The 22,052-nt window shown below is 60.5% G+C and carries 22 protein-coding genes and 2 pseudogenes; 14 read left to right on the top strand and 10 right to left on the bottom strand.

Translation table 11 applies throughout. The annotated features are described in order from the left end of the window. Positions 1 to 128: 128 nt before the first annotated feature. Together G5S42_RS08900 and G5S42_RS08895 are read right to left on the bottom strand one after the other, a co-directional pair. Positions 129 to 602: pseudogene (locus tag G5S42_RS08900) on the bottom strand (transposase); the annotation flags it as partial. A gap of 254 nt (positions 603 to 856) precedes the next feature. After that, positions 857 to 1,138, bottom strand: coding sequence for a DUF4148 domain-containing protein (locus G5S42_RS08895; RefSeq protein WP_176106414.1), 282 nt, complete (start codon positions 1,136 to 1,138; stop codon positions 857 to 859). Between the two features lie 402 nt (positions 1,139 to 1,540). On the opposite strand from G5S42_RS08895, the gene fumC reads away from it, so the two are divergent. The 6 genes from fumC to G5S42_RS08865 all read left to right on the top strand — a co-directional run bounded on the left by fumC (position 1,541) and on the right by G5S42_RS08865 (position 5,899). Further along, positions 1,541 to 3,052 (top strand): class II fumarate hydratase, encoded by a 1,512-nt coding sequence (gene fumC / locus G5S42_RS08890; RefSeq protein WP_176106413.1) that lies wholly within the window; start codon positions 1,541 to 1,543, stop codon positions 3,050 to 3,052. 86 nt (positions 3,053 to 3,138) lie between these two features. Then, on the top strand, positions 3,139 to 3,807 hold the full coding sequence (locus tag G5S42_RS08885; protein WP_246391888.1) for a YoaK family protein: 669 nt from the start codon (positions 3,139 to 3,141) through the stop codon (positions 3,805 to 3,807). 70 nt (positions 3,808 to 3,877) lie between these two features. Continuing rightward, positions 3,878 to 4,078 carry a Sec-independent protein translocase subunit TatA gene (tatA, locus tag G5S42_RS08880; RefSeq protein WP_176106411.1) on the top strand — a complete coding sequence of 67 codons (201 nt, stop codon included), beginning with the start codon at positions 3,878 to 3,880 and terminating at the stop codon, positions 4,076 to 4,078. 51 nt (positions 4,079 to 4,129) lie between these two features. Continuing rightward, positions 4,130 to 4,642 (top strand): Sec-independent protein translocase protein TatB, encoded by a 513-nt coding sequence (tatB, locus tag G5S42_RS45725; RefSeq protein ID WP_376776870.1) that lies wholly within the window; start codon positions 4,130 to 4,132, stop codon positions 4,640 to 4,642. A gap of 94 nt (positions 4,643 to 4,736) precedes the next feature. Continuing rightward, entirely contained in the window at positions 4,737 to 5,450 is a 714-nt protein-coding gene (gene tatC / locus G5S42_RS08870; protein WP_246392143.1) for a twin-arginine translocase subunit TatC, read from the top strand. Further along, a complete protein-coding gene (locus tag G5S42_RS08865) occupies positions 5,447 to 5,899 on the top strand; it encodes a response regulator (RefSeq protein ID WP_217709867.1) in 453 nt (150 codons plus the stop codon). Before tatC ends, G5S42_RS08865 begins: the two co-directional genes overlap by 4 nt. A 40-nt stretch (positions 5,900 to 5,939) precedes the next feature. Here the strand turns inward: G5S42_RS08865 and G5S42_RS08860 are convergent, their stop codons facing one another. The 4 genes from G5S42_RS08860 to G5S42_RS08845 all read right to left on the bottom strand — a co-directional run bounded on the left by G5S42_RS08860 (position 5,940) and on the right by G5S42_RS08845 (position 11,931). Then, complete coding sequence (locus G5S42_RS08860) at positions 5,940 to 8,429, bottom strand: ATP-binding protein (RefSeq protein WP_176106407.1); 2,490 nt, start codon at positions 8,427 to 8,429, stop codon at positions 5,940 to 5,942. 162 nt (positions 8,430 to 8,591) lie between these two features. Further along, positions 8,592 to 9,344, bottom strand: coding sequence for a response regulator (locus tag G5S42_RS08855; RefSeq protein ID WP_176106406.1), 753 nt, complete (start codon positions 9,342 to 9,344; stop codon positions 8,592 to 8,594). A gap of 680 nt (positions 9,345 to 10,024) precedes the next feature. Then, entirely contained in the window at positions 10,025 to 10,357 is a 333-nt protein-coding gene (locus tag G5S42_RS08850) for a DUF4148 domain-containing protein (protein WP_176106405.1), read from the bottom strand. A gap of 656 nt (positions 10,358 to 11,013) precedes the next feature. Then, positions 11,014 to 11,931: a LysR family transcriptional regulator gene (locus tag G5S42_RS08845; RefSeq protein WP_176106404.1), complete on the bottom strand. Its 918-nt coding sequence runs from the start codon at positions 11,929 to 11,931 to the stop codon at positions 11,014 to 11,016. A gap of 146 nt (positions 11,932 to 12,077) precedes the next feature. Between G5S42_RS08845 and gltP the strand changes: the two genes are divergently transcribed. Together gltP and G5S42_RS08835 are read left to right on the top strand one after the other, a co-directional pair. Beyond that, positions 12,078 to 13,403 carry a glutamate/aspartate:proton symporter GltP gene (gene gltP, locus G5S42_RS08840; RefSeq protein WP_176106403.1) on the top strand — a complete coding sequence of 442 codons (1,326 nt, stop codon included), beginning with the start codon at positions 12,078 to 12,080 and terminating at the stop codon, positions 13,401 to 13,403. A 48-nt stretch (positions 13,404 to 13,451) separates the two neighbouring features. Beyond that, entirely contained in the window at positions 13,452 to 14,741 is a 1,290-nt protein-coding gene (locus G5S42_RS08835) for an aminotransferase class V-fold PLP-dependent enzyme (protein WP_176106402.1), read from the top strand. Between the two features lie 506 nt (positions 14,742 to 15,247). Here G5S42_RS08835 and G5S42_RS44190 read toward each other — a convergent pair. From G5S42_RS44190 to G5S42_RS08815, 4 genes are all read right to left on the bottom strand, one after another. Continuing rightward, complete coding sequence (locus G5S42_RS44190; protein ID WP_246391884.1) at positions 15,248 to 15,403, bottom strand: hypothetical protein; 156 nt, start codon at positions 15,401 to 15,403, stop codon at positions 15,248 to 15,250. Continuing rightward, on the bottom strand, positions 15,400 to 16,503 hold the full coding sequence (locus G5S42_RS08825; protein ID WP_176106401.1) for an extracellular catalytic domain type 1 short-chain-length polyhydroxyalkanoate depolymerase: 1,104 nt from the start codon (positions 16,501 to 16,503) through the stop codon (positions 15,400 to 15,402). The genes G5S42_RS44190 and G5S42_RS08825 overlap by 4 nt, the downstream gene beginning before the upstream one ends. Before the next feature lie 33 nt (positions 16,504 to 16,536). Further along, positions 16,537 to 16,953, bottom strand: coding sequence for a ribbon-helix-helix domain-containing protein (locus G5S42_RS08820; RefSeq protein WP_176106400.1), 417 nt, complete (start codon positions 16,951 to 16,953; stop codon positions 16,537 to 16,539). Positions 16,954 to 17,182: 229 nt separating this feature from the next. After that, entirely contained in the window at positions 17,183 to 17,887 is a 705-nt protein-coding gene (locus G5S42_RS08815) for a hypothetical protein (RefSeq protein ID WP_176110446.1), read from the bottom strand. Positions 17,888 to 18,346: 459 nt separating this feature from the next. On the opposite strand from G5S42_RS08815, the gene G5S42_RS08810 reads away from it, so the two are divergent. From G5S42_RS08810 to G5S42_RS08795, 6 genes and pseudogenes are all read left to right on the top strand, one after another. Next, a complete protein-coding gene (locus G5S42_RS08810; protein WP_176106399.1) occupies positions 18,347 to 18,550 on the top strand; it encodes a cold-shock protein in 204 nt (67 codons plus the stop codon). A 275-nt stretch (positions 18,551 to 18,825) separates the two neighbouring features. Then, positions 18,826 to 19,049 (top strand): annotated as a pseudogene (locus tag G5S42_RS44185) (hypothetical protein). A 389-nt stretch (positions 19,050 to 19,438) separates the two neighbouring features. After that, positions 19,439 to 19,735 carry a RidA family protein gene (locus G5S42_RS45455; protein ID WP_312883545.1) on the top strand — a complete coding sequence of 99 codons (297 nt, stop codon included), beginning with the start codon at positions 19,439 to 19,441 and terminating at the stop codon, positions 19,733 to 19,735. A 570-nt stretch (positions 19,736 to 20,305) separates the two neighbouring features. Beyond that, complete coding sequence (gene nthA, locus G5S42_RS08805) at positions 20,306 to 20,995, top strand: nitrile hydratase subunit alpha (protein WP_376776869.1); 690 nt, start codon at positions 20,306 to 20,308, stop codon at positions 20,993 to 20,995. Then, positions 20,992 to 21,648, top strand: a complete 657-nt coding sequence (gene nthB, locus G5S42_RS08800) for a nitrile hydratase subunit beta (RefSeq protein ID WP_176106397.1) — start codon at positions 20,992 to 20,994, stop codon at positions 21,646 to 21,648. Before nthA ends, nthB begins: the two co-directional genes overlap by 4 nt. Before the next feature lie 35 nt (positions 21,649 to 21,683). Beyond that, on the top strand, positions 21,684 to 22,040 hold the full coding sequence (locus G5S42_RS08795) for a nitrile hydratase accessory protein (protein ID WP_176106396.1): 357 nt from the start codon (positions 21,684 to 21,686) through the stop codon (positions 22,038 to 22,040). The last annotated feature ends 12 nt before the right edge of the window (positions 22,041 to 22,052 follow it).

The raw sequence follows: 22,052 nt of genomic DNA, 5'->3' as shown, positions 1-22,052 counted from the left end.
CGAAAATTCGCTGGGGCGCGCCGCGCCCGACCATGAACTTCGGCAACCGGCCACTTTCTGCCGGTCGCAAAGGCGACTCAGTCGTCACGTGAATGGCTGGTCCACTCCGAAATCCACCCAACGCTCAGTGCGCGCTCCTGTTCGTTGGCCGGCGTTACGTGCACAGCAAGCAGTTGCCCCAACGTGTCGGCCGCCATGTGGACTTTGCTGCCGCGTTTGCGTTTGTAGCCGTCGTAACCGGCACGAGGCTCGCTCTCGCAGGTCGACTGCAGGGTACGCCCATCGAGAATGACCGCGCTGGCTTGACCGCGGCGGTCCTGCGCGATCCGGATGATCGAACGTGGGTCATTCGCCATGGCCTCGAAACAGCCCGCATGGATCCAGCGCTGCGTCTGCTGGTAGCCCATTCCCCACGGTGGAAAGTCATTGTGCAACAAACGCCACAGCGCACCCGCGCGCACGATCCAGCGCAGCGCGTTGGACATATCGCGCAGTCCGTAGCGGCGCTGCGGTGCGTCTTTGCTCATCAAGGTCACATAAGGAGCAGCGAAGTGCCATTGTTCATCCGATACATCCGTTGGGTAGGGCCTGCGTTTTGTCATCCCACCAGGATTCCGGATCTGGCCGAAAGTGCCTTCTAGGCGCGTCGCTTACGGCGTGACGACTATGAGCGTCTGTGCGTTACCATCATCAATCGGGTGGCTGGGGTATGGAAAAGAACTGGCCCACCATCTTGTCGACCGGAATGGTGGGCCAGTTCTTATAAGTGCAAGTAAGCAAGATCGCCGAGCGGTAGGCGGCCAATACCACCCGCCACTCAAGCGCGAGCGTATCAGGGTAATTTGAACGTCGCGTTCTAGTCGGCCTTGACGAACGGATGACCCGCGTCCGATGACCCACTCGCCGCACCGCCGACACCCGTCGCCGCGTGCTGCGCAGCCACCTTAACTTCAGCAGCCTCGATATCTGTTGGGTAATAGGGATCGTCGCCTCGAGCCGGATTGTAGCCAGCCTTTTCAATCTGGATCAATTCGGCTCGCACCTGCGCACGGGTAACGGGCTGGTTCGCCTGGGCGAACACTGCAACGGGAGCCGCAAGGGCGGCTGCGACCACAACGGTTTGAATCAGGGGCTTCATGATAGCTACCTCCAAGGTTTCATTTCGTCCTGCTACGAACAAAGCTGTTCGTAATCAGTAAATTTTGAATAGGACCGGCCAGTTACCCTTCCTTTTCAACGTTGCAACAAGAGGATCGGGTGGATGAAATTATTGTTCGAGCCCGTTATGTCTCTGTTTCAGCCAATCGCGCCTTTTGTTACAGCTGAAACCGGCGCTGCTCAATACGTTTCAGTTGCAATCTCAAGGCTCGAATCTGAAATGTGCGGATCACCGCTCGCCGGTCAAATACCAGTCATTGGGCAGGGCTGTCGAGAATCGGAAACGACGCCCGCCCGACTCGGGTGCCGTTGCAGTCAAGCGGCGTTTAGTTTTTCGACGGGCCGGATAGGGCGTCGCAATTGGATAGTTAAAGGAACGCAGATGAATCGCAGGGAAATGATGCAATCCACCCTTCTTGCCTCGGTGGCGCTTGCCGGCACAAGAGCGTTTGCACAATCGGCTGGTGCGGGTGCATCGGCATCCGCGTCGGTGGCGGGTTTCCGCCAGGAAACTGACAGTATGGGCATCGTCAATGTGCCTGCCGACAAACTGTGGGGTGCGCAAACCCAACGCTCCCTTGAGCACTTCAGCATTGGCCCCGATCTGATGCCTAGGGAGATGGTCACCACCTATGCGATCCTGAAGAAGGCAGCGGCCAACGTCAATTACTCGGAGAAGCGGCTCACTGACCAGCAGCACGACCTGATCGTCAAGGTCTGCGACGAAATCATCGACGGCCAGCACGCCGACATGTTCCCGCTGCACGTATGGATGACCGGCAGCGGCACGCAGTTCAACATGAACGTGAACGAGGTGATCTCCAACCGCTGTTGCCAGATCGCGGGCACGCCGCTCGGCAGTCATACGCCGGTTCATCCGAACGATCACGTGAACATGTCTCAGTCGTCCAATGACTCTTTTCCGACCGCCATGTACATGGCCGCGGCGATCAACGTGAAGCGCCGCCTGATGCCCGCCGTAGCGAACCTGCGGGATTCCATCGGCGCGAAGGCGAACGAATGGATGGACATCGTCAAAATCGGTCGCACGCACATGCAGGACGCAACGCCGATCACGCTCGGTCAGGAGTGGTCCGGCTACGAGGGCATGCTGACCGACAACCTCGAACGGCTCGACGATGCGCTGAAGGGTACCTATCGCCTTGCCTTGGGGGGGACTGCTGTAGGCACCGGCCTGAATACCACGCCGCAATTCGCGCCCGCTGTCGCAGCGGAGATTGCGCGCCTCACGAACCTGCCGTTCGTGACCGCTCCGAACAAGTTCACCGTGCAGGGCGCTCACGATGCGCTGATTCACCTGTCGGGCACAATGCGCACGCTGGCGGTTTCGCTTTACAAGATCGCTAACGACATCCGGTTGATGTCGTGCGGGCCTCGTGCCGGCTTCGCAGAACTGATCATTCCGGAAAACGAGCCCGGCTCGTCGATCATGCCCGGCAAGGTCAACCCCACGCAGGCGGAGGCGCTCGCGATGGTGGCCGCGCATGTGATGGGCAGCGACGTTTCCACGGGAATCGGCGGCGCAAGCGGATACCTGGAAATGAACGTGTACAAACCGCTGATCATTTTCGACATCACGCACTCGATCACGATCATGACGGACTCCAGCAGGAACTTTCGCAAGTTCCTCGTGGAAGGCACAAAGCCGAATCTGAAGAAGATCAAGGAGTACGTGGACCGCTCGTTGATGCTCGTCACTGCGCTGTCGCCGGTTATCGGTTACGACAAGGCTTCGAAGATCGCGCACTACGCGTACGACAATGACCTCACGCTGAAGGAAGCGGCACTCAAGCTAAATTACGTTAGCGAAGCGGACTTTGACCGGATCGTCGATCCGCGCAAGATGGTGGCGGCTTACGTTGCGCACAAATAGAGCGCGGCGTATCAGCGATGTCGTTCACCAGCGGGAGCCCGACTCGGACTGGATGATGCTCGGGCTTCCGCCGTCAGGAAATGAAGATGGAATCAGTGAAAGCGCATCCGGCAATCGCGATACTGCTCACGTTGTGCGGCGGATTTCTCGATGCGTTCACATTTGTCGGTCACGGCCGCATATTTGCGAATTCGATGACGGGAAACATCGTGGTGACGGCGGTCAGTCTCGCCGCCGAAAACCGCGGCGCAGCACTTGCGCATCTAGTGCCCCTTGGCGGATTTGCTGTTGGGGTGTTTGGCGCGCACCTGTTGCGTCTGGCTGCTTCACGAGACGAGTCGCTTTCAGCCATCGTTGCGCTGCTGCTCGAAGCTGTGTTCCTCTTCGCCGCCGCAATAGTCGGCATGCCGCAGCTATTGCTGATACCGGGAATCTCATTCGTTGCCGCTTTGCAGACGACCATTTTCACGCATTCCGGCACACAGCCTTACTCGTCGGTGATGACGACAGGGAACTTGCTGAGGACCTTGCAAGGTTTCTTTCGATCGACGATACCGCGGCGCGATTTCGCGGGAATACGCAGCGCAGCTGTGCTCGCAACAATATGTTTCTGCTTCGCCTGCGGTGCTACGGCGGGTGCCGTCGCGACGCAACGGTTTCACGATGTCGCGTTGCTCGGCCCTTCGTCCCTCGCGTTCATCGCACTGATTTGCCTTGTCGCGCTGAAAACCCGCAATTGCAGGCAAGAAGCTTGACGTTACATATACGGGCTACCAGCCCAATTTCCGGTTCGCCACAACGACCGCATTTTTAAGGAGCATTGTCATGGGATCGCTGAGTATCTGGCATTGGTTGATTGTTTTGGTCATCGTTTCTCTGGTCTTTGGAACGGCGAAGTTGCGAAATATCGGCTCCGACGTTGGCTTTGCGGTGAAGGGCTTCAAGGATGGAGTCAAAGAAGCCGAGTCACTTTCGCGAAGCGCAGACGCGGAGCTCTCAGGTGAGCGCGGCGGACTCGGCCATTGATCTTCGGCGACGCTTCGTTGCCCGCCGTTTCACCATTTTGGAGAGCAGTCGATGTTAGACGTAGATTTTTCGAAATTGCTGTTGATCGCGGCGGTCGCAGTCGTCGTGCTTGGGCCCGAACGCCTGCCGCTTGCTGCGCGCGCGTTGGGTGTCCTCATTGGGCGTTCGCGGCGATACCTCGACGATCTCAGGTCGCAGGTCACCGAGGATCTCGAGCTCGGGCAACTGCGCGCAATGAAATCGCAGATCGAGTCGGGCGTACAGGAATTCGCCGCGCTCGCGGACCGAGGTGGGTCGCTCGCGCGCAACGCCGTGACTTTGCTGGACGCGGACACGTCAGAGACCCCGATGGCCGCTCTACCCGAGCACGATCAAGCGGTTAGGCGCGCGCGGCTATCACGTCGTGCAACGGAATCATGGCGTGCGAATGCACCTACGACAGGCGCAGGCGATGGGCACCCTCCGCGCCGGAACCGCCGACACATCGGTGCTGCGCAGCCGCGTCCGCTACGCCATGCGGCCGCCAGAAGAAGGAACCGCATCCTGATGGGAATCGCCCGGTGACAGCGGGAAACGCAAAAGGTGACACACGATGAGCAGTACACGAAAACTCCCGTACGGAGCCGATGAGAAAGCCGTCCAAACCGACCAGCCGTATATGACCCATATCGTGGAGCTGCGCCGGCGTTTGATGAGAGCAGCCGCAGCGGTCCTCGGGGCTTTCGTGGGACTCGTCTACTGGGCGCCGGAGATCTTCCGCCTCGTGGTGCGGCCTCTGGCCGACAACCTGCCACAAAACGGCAAGCTCATCGTCACGGACGTGACGGGCTCGTTCTTTGTGCCGATGAAAGTCACGATGATGGTGGCATTCGTCGTCGCGTTGCCGGTCGTGTTGCACGAGTTGTGGTCGTTTGCGGCGCCGGGCCTCTACAGGCATGAAAGGAAGCTCATCGCGCCGCTCGTGGTCTGCAGCTATGTACTGTTTCTCGCCGGGATGGCCTTTTCATATTTCCTCGTATCTCCCGCGATCCTTCATCTGATGGCGCACTATAACGCGCCGCTCGGCGCTCAGATGATGACGGACATCGACCATTACCTGCGCTTTACCGTTCGCTTGTTCATCGCGTTCGGCGTGGCTTTCGAGGTGCCGGTCGTCATCGTCGTGCTGGTCCGCAGTGCGCTCGTGGATATCGCCAAATTGGAGCAGATTCGTCCTTACATAATCGTCGGCGCGTTCGTCGTCGCCGCAGTCGTGACACCGCCCGATGTCGTATCGCAGTTGCTCCTTGCCGGCCCACTCGTGCTCCTTTACGAGCTCGGGATCGTGGCAGCAAGGATGTTTGGCAGCATCGGGAAATCGGCTGACCAGTGACGCGCAGGCAGGTCGATGGCGCACTCAGGCCAATTCGTGAAAACCGTAAAGGATCGATTGTGGAAGATCGAAAAAGGGTGTTGGTGATGGAGGACGACACGTCAATGCGGGCGCTGCTCTCCCTCGCCTTCCGGGATGCGGGCTATGACGTGCTGGAGTCAACGGGTGCGAGCGTTCCGGATTTCGTAGTAGGCCAGATTGATCTTGCGGTGGTCGATATCAATCAGCCGAAGGCGATGGATCCTGAGCGGATCGCTCTCGTTCGGACTGTCTTTCCCTCGGTGCCCGTGATCGCGATTTCGGGCTATTTTCCGACACAGGCTCATGCCATGTCGATGCTTGCCAGCCGGTTGGGCGTAGAACGGGCGCTGGCAAAGCCGTTCAGGCGCGAAGCGTTGTTACAAGCCGCTGCGGCATTGGTCGGGCGGGTCGCGAATGGCTCGGGGTGACGAGGCGTGGCGCCGTAGACGGCTGTGGCGATGCGAGCGCCTAGTCGGGCAGCAGATGCTTCAGCGTGCGCGCAAGTTCTGCCTTGGGCAACGGCTTGCGCAATTGCGCGTTGACGCCAGCCTCGCGCACCTGCGTTTCCAGCGCGGGGCTGCTGAACCCGCTGACAAGAATGATGGGTATCTCGGCACGTACAGAACGGATCATCCGGGCGAGTTCGACGCCGGTTATCGCGGGCATCGTCTGGTCCGTAACGACCGCGTCGAAGCGCTGCGGATCGGCAAGGAAGGCCTGCCACGCCGCGTCGCTGGAGACGAAGCCCGCGGGCTCGTAGCCCAGCTCCGCGAGGCGCTCCTCGCCGATCCGCACCAGCGCTTCTTCATCGTCGACGAGCAGGATGGTCTGCCCTTCACCGTGAGGGCAAGCCTCTTTGTCCCCGGGTGCTTGACTGGTATGCGAATCGATTGTTGGAAGCAGAAGCGTGAATTGGCTTCCTGCACCGACCACCGTCCGCACGTCGATGCCGCCGCCATATTCGCGAACGATCCCGTCGACGAGCGCCAGTCCCAACCCGGTTCCCTCACCGGCTTTGCGCGTCGTGAAGAACGGATTGAAAATGCGTTCGAGCAGATCGGGCGTCATGCCCACACCGCTATCCGATACGGCGAGCCTCACGAAATGCCCCGCTTCCACGGCGCCGTGCGACAGCGAGCATGCTGCGTCGAGCTCGAGCGTGTCGAGGACCACGCTGAGCGTTCCGCCGTCCGGCATCGCGTGGATCGCATTGACGCAAAGGTTCGTGACCAGCTGGTCGAGATGCGCCGGATCGCCTTCGATGTGGGCCTCGGGTGCGTTCAGTTCGACTTCCAGCCGGATGCCGGCGGGAAGGCGCACCTTCAGCATTTCGATCGAGTCGTGAACAATGGGCTGAACATGTACGGGCTGCCGGGTTGTGAGTCCGCTGCGGCTAAAGGTGAGAATGCGCTCGACCAGCGAGCGTGCGCGGTCCGCCGACTTGAGCACCTGCGCGACATAGCGCTGCTCGGGTGTCTCGTCCGCGAGTGCCTGGAGCGCGAGCTCCCCATATCCGACGATCGCGCCGAGGATGTTGTTGAAGTCATGGGCAATGCCGCCGGCGAACGTGCCTAGCGCTTCCAGCTTCTGCGATTGCCTCAGCTGGCTTTCGAGCTGGCGGCGCGCCTGCTCGTCCTCACGGCGCTGCGTGACGTCTTCCACGGTCGCCACGATGACATCTTCCTGGCGTGCCGGGTCCTTACCCGTCGTCTCCTCCGACACGGTAACCCGCGCGAGCCGCACGTCTGTCCAGACAGTGTATCCGTCGCGGTGCTGGTAGCGTTTCTCAAAGCGAATGCTTTGCGAGCCGTCCCGCAACAGCCGCTCGACATGCTGCCGGGTGAGTTCGACGTCCTCGGGATGGGTGATGTCGGTGTCGGTCAGATTCTTGAGCTCCGTTGACGAGTAACCGACCATGCGTTGAAACGCGGGGTTGGCGCCGAGGTAGCGCCCGCGCGGCCGCAACAGCATGATTCCCGCCGGCGCGTTGTCGAACACGGCTCTCCAGCGTCGCTGGCTCGACTGGAGCCGGCGCGTGAAGCGTCCGAGTTGCTGCAGCCTCCTCATCAGCGCGAGGCCGAGCGCCACCACGAGTAGCGAAAGCGCACTGGTGCCGATGAAGTCGTAGATCGTAGTTATGCGCCATGTCTGAAGCGCGAGCGCTTCGTCGCGGGTGACGTCGACCGTCAACTGGAAACCGGGCACCGGTTTGCGGGCGGAGAGTAACGGCCGCCCGCGCTCGCCTGGTTGCTTCCCGCTTGTGGACGCCACGACCGGCGCGCCGTCCTCACGCCGGAGCGTGATGCCGGTGCGTTCGTCTGCATCGACCCGCCTGTAGAAGTCGCGAAAGTAGCCGTCTTCGATCAGCGCGACAACGGCGCCCTTGAAACGGCCATCTTCGTCCTCGAGACGGCTAGCCATCGCAAACGTGGGGCGGCCGTCGACCATGCTGACGAGCGGGTCGCTCACCACCAGCGCGTTGCCCGATGCGCGCTGCACGGCCTTGAAGTAGGCCCTTTGTGAAACATTGGCGGCGGGGCCGCCGGGGAGGGTCGTTGCTATCCGCTGGCCAGTGGCATCGACAATGTCGAGTTGCCTGACCTGGGGTACGCCGGCGATTTCCTCGCGAAGAAAGCGGTTCACCGCCTCCCCGGCGTCCGCTGCGTTATTTGCGTCGCGCGACCAGCCGGAGGTGCGCCGGAGAATGAATTCGACGCCCTGCAGGGATCGGGCGGTTTGCTCTGCCAGCGCGCTCGCGAGGCTCGACAGTTCCCTGTCGTTGGACTGGAGCACCAGTTGGCGCGATCGGAAGCTTTCCGTTACCGCGCCGATCCACAAAAGGACTACGAACAGGCATCCCGCTGCCAACAACCCGTACTGGTGCGGCCACGCAAACCTGCGCCTGATTCTTTCCGTGCTCATCGAGGCTTTGATGTTCAGTTCGCAATGGTTGGACAAACGTGAGCACCCGGTATCGCCGCAAGCATCATTCGATGGGGACAATTCAATGACCGGCGATGATTCGGCCGTTTCGGTTTCGGGCTAGATCAATTGCGACCGAAAAGTCCCGCGAACCCGTACTGCGTGTAAAGCGAGGGGACGCGGCGAGAAAGCTGCCGGTCAGCGCATTTCCCACTCCACCAGGGCGGCCAGCGTGTCCACCTGCGCAGTAAATATGTAGCCCGCGCCGCGTTCGGTCTTGATGTAACGCGGGTTCGACGGGTCTTCCTCGATTTTTCGGCGCAGCCGCAGGATTTGCACATCGATTGCGCGGTCGTAGACCTCATCGTAAAGCCGGCTCGATTCGAGCAGCTGATCACGCGTCAACACCCTGCCGGGCGAAGCGAGAAACGCGGCGAGCAGCGAAAACTCACCGTTGGTCAATGAGACCGCCTGTCCGGCTGGCGAGCGAAGACGTCGCGTGTTGATGTTCAGCTCCCAACCCGCGAAACGGTAGCCCCGCGCATTCGCCTGCCGCCCGGTCGCGACCTGGGCCGTCTTCGATCGTCGCAGCAGGGCGCGAACACGCGCCAGCAGTTCGCGGCAACTGAACGGCTTGGTCATGTAGTCGTCCGCGCCCAGTTCCAGCGCCATCACGCGGTCGGCCTCTTCCTGACGGCCTGAAAGAATCAAGATTGGCAGTGTGGACTTGTCACGAATGCGGCTCGCGATTTGCATACCGTCTTCGCCCGGCATGCGCAGATCGAGAATGACCAGATCAACGGCACCGCCCCTGAGCGTGGCCGCCATTTCTGCTCCGTTCGCCGCAGCGGACACACGGAAATCGTTCTGTCCAAGGTATTCGGTCGTGACGTCGCGAATGGCGGGGTCGTCATCGACTATGAGGATGTGAGGCAACTTGACGTCGACCATGAATTGGAAGCTCGAGACAGTGAAAGTCTGGCAAGTCAGCTTAAGCGATGTCGGGTTGGTGCGGGCAACGTTTCGTAAGGAAAACGCAAGCGTATCGATTCCGACTGTACTTGGATTCTAGCTGCTCTCGACGGAAGTGGCAGCGAAGCGACAAGCGTTAGGCGGTAGGTCGGCGCGCTCGCGGACTACACGTGCACATCGCTGCCTTAAGTGAAGCGCCAAGAGAAGTCGTTGGCTTGTAGTTCCAACTGCTCAGTGCCGTACGCCGTATTTGACGACTTGCCCTGTGCAGGTAAGGGAGCAAGGTCGTCACTCAGTGCCAGTCCAGGCCAGATACGACATCGCGCGTTAAGCCGGGTCGGCGCGCGCGAACACGCGCCGCAGGGTTGCGAGCCCGCGAGGCACCGTCAAAGCCAGCCGGAGAGCCACGCCGTTTCATAGCTTCACAGGGGTGCCCGCTGCGCTCACGGCGCGGCGATGCGGCGTTCCTATAACTGCATCTATTAGTCAGGATCTCGATTTGTCGAAGAGGTCTGGCCAGTCATGGCCGGCTCTTCAAGTCGGGGCGACGTTGCTCAAGCTATCGGGGGAACATAGTGAGCCCAGTTTCGGGCGGACTGCGATACAGGAACCGGTCATAAGAGTCCTGTTTGCCACCCGCGCCGAGCGACACTCCAGGCCTAGTGGAAAATGTATGTGGGGGGAGAGTACGATGACGCTTCATCATCGCCAATTTGCTCCGTCCGCGCTCGTCCCGTGCTTCGCGTCGCGCTGGCACTGTCGACGGTCCCGCTTGGCGCACGGTGTGTTTTCGCTACCGTTGCTTCTGCAGCTTGAATATCGTCCGGGTATTGCGCGTCGTCCCCGGCGCTTGGGCGCCATCCGGCATGCTCGAGTTGAACAAGTTCGGCGCGCGCCCGCGCGCGAGTCATCGGGGCCTCGGATTGCGCGAACGAGGTGATCGGGACGATGAGAGCAGTGGCGAACGCCAAGGCGAAGGTGAGTGATTTCACAACAATTGACTCCGTGAATGTGTCTGACGTATTTCCCAGGCAAGCGCCGGTTGGTCCTTGCCTGCCTTCTGGATCATTGTTGTCCCCGAGCGGCGCGCCGTCTATCCCTTCCGATTTTCAAATGAAACACGTTTGACGTCATCGATTAACAAATGCATTGTCGTGTCAGGTTAGTGATGGCCACGGGCAGTATCGACGCTTACGAATGAACCTCTCGCGGTTGACATTCAACGGAGGTAGAAGCAAATGAAAGCGAGTATTTGATCCGTCTACCAAAGACTTTGGCGACCGGCCGGTATTCAACTTTGGTGCAGGAACTCACCGAAGTGTCGAAATGCGAACTGCTGCGCACGTGACTGACGTCTCACCGTTCACGTACGCGACACTCACAGAGGCGGCAGTTGGCCGCCTCTTCGCAAAATCTTTCCGGGGCCATGCGCTGATGGAGACGTCCGTCTGCGCGCGTCTATGCGCTAATGGCTCTGGACCGCGCGCTAATAGGCATCCGGCAGATTTCAAGGGCGGGCACAAGAAAGCAGCTAGCTCCGCCAGGTTGGCGAGCGATGGCTTCCGACTCTAGATCAAGCGCTCCCTCTCGATGGCCGCGCAAGCCACCACGTGCATGCGGCTCAGCGAGTCAGGGACTTCTTTCGCCTTTAATCTCGCTTAACTTCCCGGTCAAGCAGATTCGAGGAGAAGTCGCACGATTGCGCTGCAAGCCTCGCCACGGCAGCACTGAGCGAATGCGACTGCTCTGCCCGATGCATAGCGACGTATCTGACGGCGGGCAGCGCTGGGGAGGTCGGCAGCACGACAAGCGCCCGCCGCTTGAGCATGCGCGCAAGACATGCTTCGGGTAAGTAACTGACGCCAAGCCCCGACAGTGTGAGCCCGATCTGCGCAATAAGGCTGTTGCTCGCCAGCACTTTCTGCAACGCCACGCCTTGCTCCTCCAGAAACCGGCTGTACACGTAACCCGTACCCGATAGGCCGCCCTGCAAGATCAGCGGAAACTTCGCGATGTCGGCAATCGGAATCGCACGCTTTCCCGGCGCGAGACTGGCCGCGCACATCCACGCATTCTTAACCTGACCGACGAGCGTCGACGCATACGGCTCGACCTCATGCGTCTGCGGCACGATGATGACGTCCACAGTCGCCGCTGCCAGCCGTTCGCGCAACGTCGCGTTCAGATCCACTTCTGCTTCGACCTTAACCTTCGGATATTCGGCCTGAATCGCGGCGATGAGGCGCGGCAGCCACGTCAGCGCCGTGAGTTCTGTCACGCCGATGCGGATCTGGCGTACCAGCGCCTCCTTCGAGCTCATGCGCTCGACGATCTGGTCGCGCCGTTCGAGCAGTTCTTTAGCGTGCTCGAAGAATTCTGTCCCTTTCTCCGTGAGACGCGCGCTGCGATTTGCGCGGTCGAACACCGACAGGTCGAATGCGCGTTCCAGCTCCTGCACGCGCTTGGAGATTGCCGATTGCGTGGTGTTCAGCCGCGCCGCGGCCGCCTCGAACGAACCGAGCTGTACGATCCAGTACAAGGCTTCCATCTGCTTGAACGTCAGCATGGTTTGCGTCTTTTGATCACCAAAAGCGATAGTTTCTCATAGAAAAAAATCGCTTTTTTAGTTCTTTTTGGCTGATTACCTTGGCCCTTAACGAGTCCGGGGGAGGCTCAACTTATCCGCTCAACCAATACGATTCTGGAGAACGCATGGAATCCGTCATGGAAACACCGCAACCGGTTCGCGTGGAACACAAGTCCCGCGTCGGGCTCGCGTGGCAAATTGTCATTGGCCTCGTCGTCGGCATCGCAGTGGGACTGGTGCTCAACCGCTTCCCGGAGTTTCGCGAATCCGCGATCAACGGCTTCCTGCAACCGGCGGGCGATGTCTTCATCCGCCTGATCAAGATGGTCGTCGTGCCCATCGTCTTCACCAGCATGGTGATGGGTATTGCAGGCGTGGGCGACGGGCGCTCACTCGGGCGCATCGGTCTGAAGACGCTCGTGTACTTCGAAATCGTTACGACGATCGCTATCGTGCTGGGTCTGGTGCTCGGCAATGTGCTGCATCCGGGTCTGGGCACGGATCTGTCCCAGCTCGGCCACACCGATATTTCGCGCTATCAGCAGACCTCGCAGCAGACGCAGGGACATCACGGGTTCATGGCGCTGCTGCTGAGCATTATTCCCGACAACATAGTGATGGCGATGGGGCGTGGCGATCTGCTGCCGGTGATCTTCTTCTCTGTGCTGTTCGGGCTCGGCCTGCAATCCGTGCCTTCCGAATATCGCAAGCCTGTGCTTGCGACGTTCAAAGGCATCAGCGATGCCATGTTCAAGGTCACCGGCATGGTAATGCGTTATGCCCCGTTCGGCGTCTGCGCGCTGATCGCGGTGACCGTCGCGAGCTTCGGGTTCGGTTCGCTGTTGCCGCTCATCAAGCTCGTCGCGGTGACTTACCTCGCGATCATCGTGTTCGCGGTGTTGGTACTCGGCGTCACGGCGCGGCTCTTCGGCTTCAGCATCTTCACTCTGCTGCGCGTCATCAAGGACGAACTGGTCATTGCGTTCTCGACATGCAGTTCCGCGACGGTACTACCGCAACTCATGAAGAAGATGGAGGACTTCGGTGTGCCCAAAAGCATCACCACGTTCGTGGTGCCGACGGGCTACACATTCAATCTCGATGGCGCGTCGATCTATCTCGGCATCGGCACGCTGTTCGTCGCGCAACTCTATGGCGTGCATCTCGGCCTGCAAGAGCAGATTGTGCTCGTACTTACCATGGTCGTCACATCCAAGGGCGCGGCAGGCGTGCCTGGCTTCATGTTCGTTATTCTGCTGACGACGCTCGCGAGCGCGGGATTGCCGCTCGAAGGGCTCGCGTTCATCGCGGGGGTCGACCGGATCATGGATATGGGGCGCACCGCGCTGAATGTGGTCGGTAACGCGCTCGCGCCGCTCGTCATTGCCAGATGGGAAGGCCAGTACGACGCGGAGAAGGGCAAGGCTTATATCGCGTCGCTGGACGCATGAGAACAGGTAAAAGCAGGAAAGGCAATCATGGAACGAGGAGCAAGTAAGATGAGTAGTAGTCGCGGGCAGTTGTTTTCCGAATCGGTCATGCGACAGATCAAGCGTCACTTTCATTACGTCGATCACGACGTCGACGGCCGTGTACGCCTCTTCTTTGACAACGCCGGCGGTTCGTTCAGACTGAAATCGGCACTGGATGCGTTCGCGCAGATCGACGCGTTGCCGGATTGCCCGGAGCGCATCCACGAACGCGCGCTGGTATTGCAGGACATTCAGACGCGTGGCGAAGACGACATCCGGCGCATTCTCAACGCGCGCGATGGCAGCGTATATCTCTCGCTGACGGCATCGGCGGCGATGTTCGAAATGGTGCGCGCGGTGATGGAGAACGTGCCTGGCACGAATGTCGTGACGACCATTCTCGAGCATCCGTCGTCCTTCGATGCGATGTCGCTGTACTGCCAGCGCACCAGCAAGACGCTGCGCGTCGCGCCAAGCAACGCCGAAACTGGCGGCGTCGATGTCGATGCCATCGTCTCGCTCATCGACGACGACACAGCGCTGTTGAGCGTGATGTACGCGTCGAATATCTCTGGTGCGAAGCTGGACATCGCGGCAATCGTCGAACGTGCGCGTGCGCGCAAGCCGGATCTGTTCATCATCGTCGATGCGGTCCAGCATGCGCCGCACGCGGTCATCGACTTGCAGAAGACGCCCGTCGACGGCATCAACTTCGCGCCATACAAGTTCTTTGGTTGCCGGGGAGCAGGCGTGGCGTGGCTGTCGGAACGGCTCGCGGAACTTCCTCATCATCGGCTCGCCGCAAAAAAGAAAGGTGTCTGGGAACTCGGCAGTCCCGCGCCGGCGCAGTTCGCCGTGGTGAGCGCAATCGTCGACTACGTCGCGTGGATCGGCGCGCAGTTCAGCGACGCCGAAGACCGGCGCGAACTCTTCGTGCAGGGCATGCACCGCATCGAAGAACACGAGCGCGCGCTGCTTTCGTTAATGCTCAATGGCGTTGATGGACAGCGCGGGCTGCGAGCGATCGACGGCGTGCACGTGTTCTGGGATCACGACGATCTGACGCGCCGGGATCTGATTGCAGGCATCGGCTTCGATGGTCTGGATCCGACCGCCGCCGTGCGCGCCTATGAAGAGCGCGGCGTGATCGTCTATGAGCGGATTGCGACCAGCCTCTACTCGGGGCGGATGTTGAAATCGTTTAACCTCGACGGTGCGGTACGTATCTCTCCGTTGCATTGCCATGCGCCGCATGATGTTGCGAGGTTCCTGGCAGTAACTGAGGAGATTGCGATCACAAGCCGGCTTGCGGGATAACGCGGGGTGAGGCGCGGACGCATCGATATTGAGCTGTGCAACTCCGTGCGTCCCATCGCCACGTCGGCATGGCAGCTGTCTGATTTCGTCTGCAGCGAAGCAGTTCCGGTCGAACTAGCCGTGTCGACGGCGGAGACTCGCCAGTATCGGTTACAAAATCGAGTGGCCGGTATCCAGCCAACATGCGCCAGCGGGCACGACGCGCTGACCGGCAGCTATGGGTCGACTGCTGCCCGACGCGGCCGATCTATGGCCGACCATGGCCGCCGGTCTACGTCGGGCCGGAGTCGGCCACGAACCGCCGTTCACCTGCGTTTTCGATCGGACATTCGTGCGTCGGCTCCGCCCCGTGATCGGCCCTCCGATCGATCAACACAACCGCTCGTTCGTCGCACGAAGTGACTGCTCCGTTTGTGCCTTCTTCGCATGATGATGGGTGACAACAGGAGGGCAGACACACCGAGTACCTGCAACCCGCCTTCAACACCGCGAATAAGCCCTTTCGCTCAACCGACAAGGAGCGCCAGACCGATTGCCAGTTCGACGGCAATGATCGCAAGATTGGTTGGCAGGCGCGTTCGGGAAAGGAGCATGGCAACCTGCGCCTCCGTTGCGCGCCCTCCTTGCACCGGATACAGCAGCGCGGCGCGCTGGACGCTCACTGACGACGAGGATGCTCGAGAAAAAATCGCACCATCTCCGCACTGGCGTCGGGGCCGGATGGATCGGTATAGCTCCCGCTTGAAGAGCCTCCGGCCCACGCATGAGGCGCGCCGTGGATGATCCATAGTTCGGCATGTACCCCGGCTCGTGACGTCATGTGCCGGACCGTATGCTTGCGCGCCTGCCCATTAGCGCCCGACGGGCGAGCGGCTATCGGATCACTTGAGGAGAATCCGTGTACCAATCCGTTGGCGTTGGCAGGATGCACGGTCGCATCCGCGTCGCCGTGAAAAACGATGAGCGGGCATTGAGACGCCTGCGTGTCGTGAATGTCCGCTCGGCCAGGTTTGCGCGCTTTGGAGCCGGTCTTGCCGCCGCGCATTGCCGCCAGCGCGGACGGCAAGTCGTGCGCGCATCCGACGGGCAGGCCCGAATGAATACCCGCTGCTGCGTACAGATCGGGATAGGCTTGCGCGACGATCGCCGCCATCGCGCCGCCGGCCGAAAGACCGGCAACGAACACGCGTTTCGGATCGACGTTGTAATTTGCCATGACTTCGCGCGTGATGCCCGCGATCAGCGACGGCTCGCCGTGGTCGCGCAGCTGATCGGCAGGCCTGAACCAGTTCCAGCATTTCGAGGTATTTGCGCGTTGCGGCTGGGTCGGATAAGCGACGATAAAACCGTGCGTTTCGGCAAGGGCGTTCATCCGCGTGCCGGCTGCGAAATCGTCAGCGTCCTGCGTGCAACCGTGCAGCATGACGATGAGGGGCAGGGGATCACTGCGATATTGACTGGGGACGTAGACCTTGTAGTTACGCTGGCCCGCGGCGTTGACGTAGCGCCGCATGCTGAAGTGCGCACGATCCTGCACGTCCGGTTCGGTTTGCGTCTGATGGGCGCGATGCCGGGGTTGCAGGAGGTCGGCGAAGCGCGTTGTCGTCGTGTTCTCATGCCGGTCTGCATGCGCGGTTGCCACGTCCGTCGGCTCGCCACGCATGGCGCGTTTGACGATCTCCGCGGCCGCCGCGGCGTCATTGCGGCGAAAGAGGGCGAACGCCTCTTTCATCGAGTCCAGAAAGCCTTCGTTGAGTTTCATGTTTTTTCCGATAGCGGGAAAGAGTCAGGGACGTCAGCGAATTCGATCCGCCAGCGCGGCCTTGACCGCCGGTGAGGCATGGAGTGCGCCTCGAACCAGAATCGAGTCGATCGCTGCCAGCGCAAGTTCGGGTGAGACGTCTGTAGCAATGCTCGCCAGTCCCAGCACCTGAATTCTGAGTCGCTGACGGGCCGCGCATGCTGCCTCGAGGTCTTGTTTCGAGAAATGCTGGAGACCCAGTACAAGCTCACGGCGCGTTACGGTTTCCTTGACGGCAGGAGCATGAATCGACAGCTGATTGCGGATGGCCGTACGGATCAGATCCGTGCGGTTCGAGTAAAAGCCCTCTTCGACGAGCAAATCGATTTGCCCCAGATCGACTGGACCAAGATTGATCGTAATTTTTTCGGTCTCGCTACCTCGCGAGCGATCCGGCACTTCTTTTGCCATATGCGAAAATCCTCCAGTCACCATCCATGTGGATGGTTATAGGATGATTTCAAGAGGGCGTCAACGCTGATCGCTGCGATTGGCCCGTGTGCGGTCTATCGGCAGAAAGACGCGGGCAGGGAGATAACAGGCGATGTCGGTGTGCGTCGAGGCGACGCGAGGACGAGATGGATTGCGAGTCGTGTACTTCGTGTTCCAGTGCCACGGTCCCAGGGCCTTACGCCGATAATCAGCCAGCGCGGTGCCAGCGACCGGATTCCGGGCACACGGCGGCTGGTGCGCCGTTCATCCAGACTTGCTCCTCCTCTAATCGCTGCGACGACGGGCGGTCGATGTCGAAGATCACCTTGAGTGCGTGCCCGACATTGGCGTCTTCGATCGGAAGCTCCCACGTCAAGAAAATCTGGGTGAAGTCCTGGTCGGGCGCGAAGTCGGCCGCAGAGAAACTCTCGCCGCCACGCTGAATCACGCCATGGGGCTGGCCCGTATCGAAAATGACGGCTGTTCCGCGCTTGAGGGGAATGCATTGACCCGTAGAGGGAAACCGCAAGTCCAGGCCCTTGTCTTCACTCAGGAACAGATTGCAAAACGCGGCACTGCCATATTGCTCACCGTCATGGTGATATCTCGCGCCACGACAGGCCATCAGCGCCATGCCACTATCGGCGAGCACCGCGGGCAGTCCCAGGGCGCACGTCCAATCGGACATGGCTTGCACGCAGCGCTTGTAGGCCGGCCAGCGCACTTGCGTGCGCGCCAAAGGCATTGCCTCAACATCCCCAGGTTCCAGAGCGAGTCGCGTCGATATCTCTCTTTGCCAATCTGCCACCACGGGCGCAGGGGGTGAAGGTACATCGAGCGTGGTCCATAAAACGATGTCACTTACGCGTCGACTGCGGATGGCGTCGCCGCTCCAGAAAAAGGAAGTCAGCATATTTCTCATTTCATGCTGTCGAAGGGAGTTCGTCGAGGCATTGTAATGATTCAGCCTGGTCATCCCGGTAAAAATCGGCGATGAAGCGTTCATCACCTGGTCACGTAGCCAGGTCATTCCAGCGTCGGCTGCCCCTTTGGAAACAGCCAGACGTCAATCCACTAATCTGATACAAAGGCGCGCGGTGTATAACCTGCCTGGCATGCCATGCCAGGCAAGGGGCACAGCCAAGCGGTGTCGCATCGCTTCGTCAGCAGCGCGGCCCGCCTGCTGAAATGGTTGCAAAATAAGTGTTGACCCTGACCCGCCTGGCGGGTACTGTGCCGTTCGAAGTTCAAGAAGTTCGATTGCTGTTCATCAATTGCTCGCTCCTCAGCGGTATTCGTTGTCCTCTCCCTCCTTGAAGCTTCAAGCGCTCTTTGACAGAGCAAGTCTTCATTTTTTTCTCAAGGATTCTTCATGGAAACCGGTACCGTTAAATGGTTTAACGACAGCAAAGGCTTTGGCTTCATTACCCCGGACAAGGGCGGCGACGACCTGTTCGCTCATTTCTCCGAGATCCGGGCCGACGGCTTCAAGACGCTGGCTGAAAATCAGAAGGTGAGCTTCGAAACGAAGCAAGGCCCCAAGGGTCCGCAAGCGGCTAACATCAAGCCGCTGTAAAGTTTGAAGGACCCGGCATTCGACGAACGCCGGGTTGCAGCGACACCCTCGCGGAGTTTTTGTCTCCCAAAGTTGGCGCGATCGCCGTTAGCTGCATCTGCTGATTCGGCAGCTTAGCGAGCGCCATACGCCTTGTTGCGCCTCATTCTCTCCTCAGGCCTCAACGCCATCTTTCGCCTTCCGACTGCTTGATGAATCGGCTCGAGTGGCTTTGGGTCAACGCACGCGTGCCCTTTCGTACAGTACGTGCGCACTCCAATATCATTAAAACTAAAATGCAAAACAAACAAGTTCAACAATACAACGGCTATGCCGTCCAATCCTCGGCGCATCGTTTGCCCGACGGTAACTTCCATCCAACCTGTTGCTCGAACGCCTCGATAACGCGCGAGCCGAAGGCCGCTACTGGTTCTATTCACTCGACTACTTCACGAGTGAAGAGCAGGCGTTGCAGTACTCCAGCCAATGGGCACGCAATTGGGTCGACACCCGCGGTTAAGGGCGACTCCACAGTTCGAAACATCCAGCGCATTCGAAGCGCCAGGGCGGTTGCAACCAAAGGCGCTCAAACATCCCGCAGGTTTTGGAGCGGCACGTCGTCGGCACGCGCGGCTATCGGCCCACCGTCCTTCTGGCCCGCCGATAGTGGCCTGAAAGATGGCGGGGCTCGGCCCGTGAAAAAACCTGCCACCGAACGCAAGCGCAAAAAGGCTGCGGCAGTGGCACGACTGCGCAAGCAGAGCAAACGGTCGTTGCCGCCAAAAAAGCGGTATTGCCCGGAATTTTCCGGGCAGCCATGCTAAGGCGCCGGGCATCCCGCTAACCTCCGTATGGGGAAGAGTAGATCCCCAGCATCTAACGTGCTCTGTACGTCTTCAGGAGACTGCCATGGCCAAAATTGAAGCAAGGTTGGCGGAGATGGGATTGGTGTTACCGCGGCCACTACAGATGCCAGCTGATGCACGCATGTCACTGCCGTTCGCATGGGTGCGTGTGAGTGGAAAACGCGCGTTTGTCTCGGGACATGTACCACTGAACGCGGATGGAACCATAGCGCAACCCATTGGCAAAGTGGGCGCCGAAGTGTCCCCGGCCGAAGCGTATGCGGCAGCACGCCTCGTGGCTCTTGCCCAGTTGGCGAGTCTCCAGAGGGCGCTCGGCGACTTGGACCGCATTACAGGCTGATTGCGCGTTCTCTCGATGATCAATGTCGCGCCGGCTTTCGATCAGACTCCGCGTATCGCGAATGGCTTCTCGGACCTCATCCTTGACCTATTCGGTCCGGACGTCGGGACACACGCTCGCTCGGCAGTCGGCATGGTGTTGCCTTTGAATGTGCCCGTCGAATGCGAGGCGGAGGTCGAGATCGACGGACCGTGACGATCGTCTCACTATGTCATTGGGTTCTTTGCCATGGCCTCTCCGGCCAGCGCGGATGAGCCCTCGCGACCATTGGAGCTGGTAAGCATCGACTGCCGCATGTCGTAACGTTGGGTGCTCGGTATGATTGACCGGTACCGGTCCCCGGTACGAGCCGATGGCCTGCCGGGTCCGTACGGCTCACACGGGGTCGAGTTCGACGGTCATTTACGAGCCTCAACGCATAAGAAGGGCATTATCACGTTCGGACAGGAACTGACGCCGGTGGGCGTCGCACTGATCGATGGTGCTGCCCGGAACCGCGCGTCGGCCGTTTGCATTCAACGTCTTGCCCGTCCATACTCTATGAATGTCGCATTCTCGAAGGGGATCCAGGTGAGTCACGACCCCGTACATGACCCTTCGCGGCATCACGCGACTCAACACCCTCAGGTGCATGAAGGACATGAGGGCAGCGCACTACCCGACATGGATCTGCGTGTGCGTGCGCTCGAATCGCTTCTGATCGAGAAGGGCTACGTCGATCCGCAAGCGCTCGACGTACTGATCGAAACCTACGAAACGAAAGTGGGTCCGCGCAATGGCGCTCGCGTCATCGCAAAGGCGTGGAGCGATCCGGAATTTCGACACTGGCTGCTCGATGATGCGACAGCCGCGATCGCGTCACTTGGCTTCGCGGGGCGTCAGGGCGAGCACATGGTTGCGCTGGAGAACACGCCGGGCATACACAACATGGTCGTCTGCACGCTGTGCTCGTGCTACCCGTGGCCCGTGCTCGGCTTGCCACCCGTCTGGTACAAGTCGGCGCCGTACCGCTCGCGCGCAGTGATCGACCCCCGTGGCGTGCTGGAGGAGTTTGGCGTAGCGTTGCCGGACGACATCAAGATCCGCGTTTGGGATTCGACGGCCGAGGTACGCTATCTGGTGCTGCCAATGCGTCCGCCCGGCACCGACGCACTGAACGAAGACGAACTCGCCGATCTCGTCACGCGCGACTCGATGATCGGCACAGGCTTACCGCTCCCTGCGCAGCAGGCGACAATCCCCAACGTAGGTTCATCGTGAACGGCGCGCAGGATCTGGGCGGGATGCAGTCGTTCGGGCCGGTCGTGCCCGAGGTCGACGAACCTTACTTCCACGCCGACTGGGAGCGCCATGTGCTCGCGCTGACGATCACGATGGGTGCGACGGGCACATGGAATCTCGATATGTCGCGCGCTGCGCGCGAGAGCCTGCCGCCGGCGCAGTATCTGTCTAGCAGCTATTACGAGATCTGGTTTGCAGGCTTGTGCAAGCTTCTGGTCAACTCGGGCCTCGCCACGCCCGACGAGATCGACTCCGGCGTATCACGGCATCCCGCCGCGCCGGTGCCACGCGTGCTGCCTCATGACCAGGTCAACCAGGCGCTCTTTAGCGGGAGCCCCGTGATGCGCACGCCGCCGCATCCGGCCCGTTTTGCCGTCGGCGACGAGGTACATACGCGACTGCTCAACCCGCAAACGCACACCCGCTTGCCGCGTTACTGCCGTGGCAAGCGCGGCCGGGTCGTCGCAGTGCACGGCGCGCATGTGTTTCCTGATTCGAACGCGGTGGGCCGCGGCGACGATCCACAGTGGCTGTACACGGTGAGCTTCGATGCCGTCGAATTGTGGGGCCGGGATACCACGGCCGCTTCCGTTTGCGCCGATTGCTGGGAGCCGTATCTGGACAGGTGCTGAACGACATGCGCGTTCGCTCATCGAGGAAGACTTTCATGACTGCGCCCCCGGTGTCACTCGATACACTGCCCGGCTTGCCACGCGACGATGCCGGCCCCGTCTTCTCCGCGCCCTGGGAGGCGGCGGCCTTTGCGATGGCGCTCTCGCTTCATGAGCGCGGCGTGTTCACCTGGGCCGAATGGGCGGCTCAACTCGCCGATGCTATCCGCGACGCGCAGGCGCAAGGCGATCCGGACCACGGCGACACCTACTATGTTCATTGGCTGACCGCGCTCGAACAGATCGCGACCGCGAAGGGCTGCCTGACGCGCGATGCACTGGTAGAGCGGAAAAACGCATGGGACGTAGCGGCGCGCCGCACCCCCCACGGGCGGCCGATCGAACTCGACTGAGCGGCAAACCGG

Source organism: Paraburkholderia youngii (assembly GCF_013366925.1).
Classification (GTDB): domain Bacteria; phylum Pseudomonadota; class Gammaproteobacteria; order Burkholderiales; family Burkholderiaceae; genus Paraburkholderia; species Paraburkholderia youngii.
This window is presented reverse-complemented; position numbering and strand designations above follow the sequence as displayed.

What these genes read in the sequence shown, in the direction of transcription:
- tatA (WP_176106411.1), top strand. Translation starts at nt 3,878, where the DNA reads ATGGGATCGCTGAGTATCTGGCATTGGTTGATTGTTTTGGTCATCGTT.
- G5S42_RS08885 (WP_246391888.1), top strand. Translation starts at nt 3,139, where the DNA reads ATGGAATCAGTGAAAGCGCATCCGGCAATCGCGATACTGCTCACGTTG.
- tatC (WP_246392143.1), top strand. Translation starts at nt 4,737, where the DNA reads ATGACCCATATCGTGGAGCTGCGCCGGCGTTTGATGAGAGCAGCCGCA.
- gltP (WP_176106403.1), top strand. Translation starts at nt 12,078, where the DNA reads ATGGAATCCGTCATGGAAACACCGCAACCGGTTCGCGTGGAACACAAG.
- G5S42_RS08815 (WP_176110446.1), bottom strand. Translation starts at nt 17,887, where the DNA reads ATGCTGACTTCCTTTTTCTGGAGCGGCGACGCCATCCGCAGTCGACGC.
- G5S42_RS08855 (WP_176106406.1), bottom strand. Translation starts at nt 9,344, where the DNA reads ATGGTCGACGTCAAGTTGCCTCACATCCTCATAGTCGATGACGACCCC.
- G5S42_RS08795 (WP_176106396.1), top strand. Translation starts at nt 21,684, where the DNA reads ATGACTGCGCCCCCGGTGTCACTCGATACACTGCCCGGCTTGCCACGC.
- fumC (WP_176106413.1), top strand. Translation starts at nt 1,541, where the DNA reads ATGAATCGCAGGGAAATGATGCAATCCACCCTTCTTGCCTCGGTGGCG.
- G5S42_RS08835 (WP_176106402.1), top strand. Translation starts at nt 13,452, where the DNA reads ATGAGTAGTAGTCGCGGGCAGTTGTTTTCCGAATCGGTCATGCGACAG.
- G5S42_RS08825 (WP_176106401.1), bottom strand. Translation starts at nt 16,503, where the DNA reads ATGAAACTCAACGAAGGCTTTCTGGACTCGATGAAAGAGGCGTTCGCC.
- G5S42_RS08845 (WP_176106404.1), bottom strand. Translation starts at nt 11,931, where the DNA reads ATGCTGACGTTCAAGCAGATGGAAGCCTTGTACTGGATCGTACAGCTC.
- G5S42_RS08810 (WP_176106399.1), top strand. Translation starts at nt 18,347, where the DNA reads ATGGAAACCGGTACCGTTAAATGGTTTAACGACAGCAAAGGCTTTGGC.
- G5S42_RS45455 (WP_312883545.1), top strand. Translation starts at nt 19,439, where the DNA reads ATGGCCAAAATTGAAGCAAGGTTGGCGGAGATGGGATTGGTGTTACCG.
- G5S42_RS08820 (WP_176106400.1), bottom strand. Translation starts at nt 16,953, where the DNA reads ATGGCAAAAGAAGTGCCGGATCGCTCGCGAGGTAGCGAGACCGAAAAA.
- tatB (WP_376776870.1), top strand. Translation starts at nt 4,130, where the DNA reads ATGTTAGACGTAGATTTTTCGAAATTGCTGTTGATCGCGGCGGTCGCA.
- G5S42_RS08895 (WP_176106414.1), bottom strand. Translation starts at nt 1,138, where the DNA reads ATGAAGCCCCTGATTCAAACCGTTGTGGTCGCAGCCGCCCTTGCGGCT.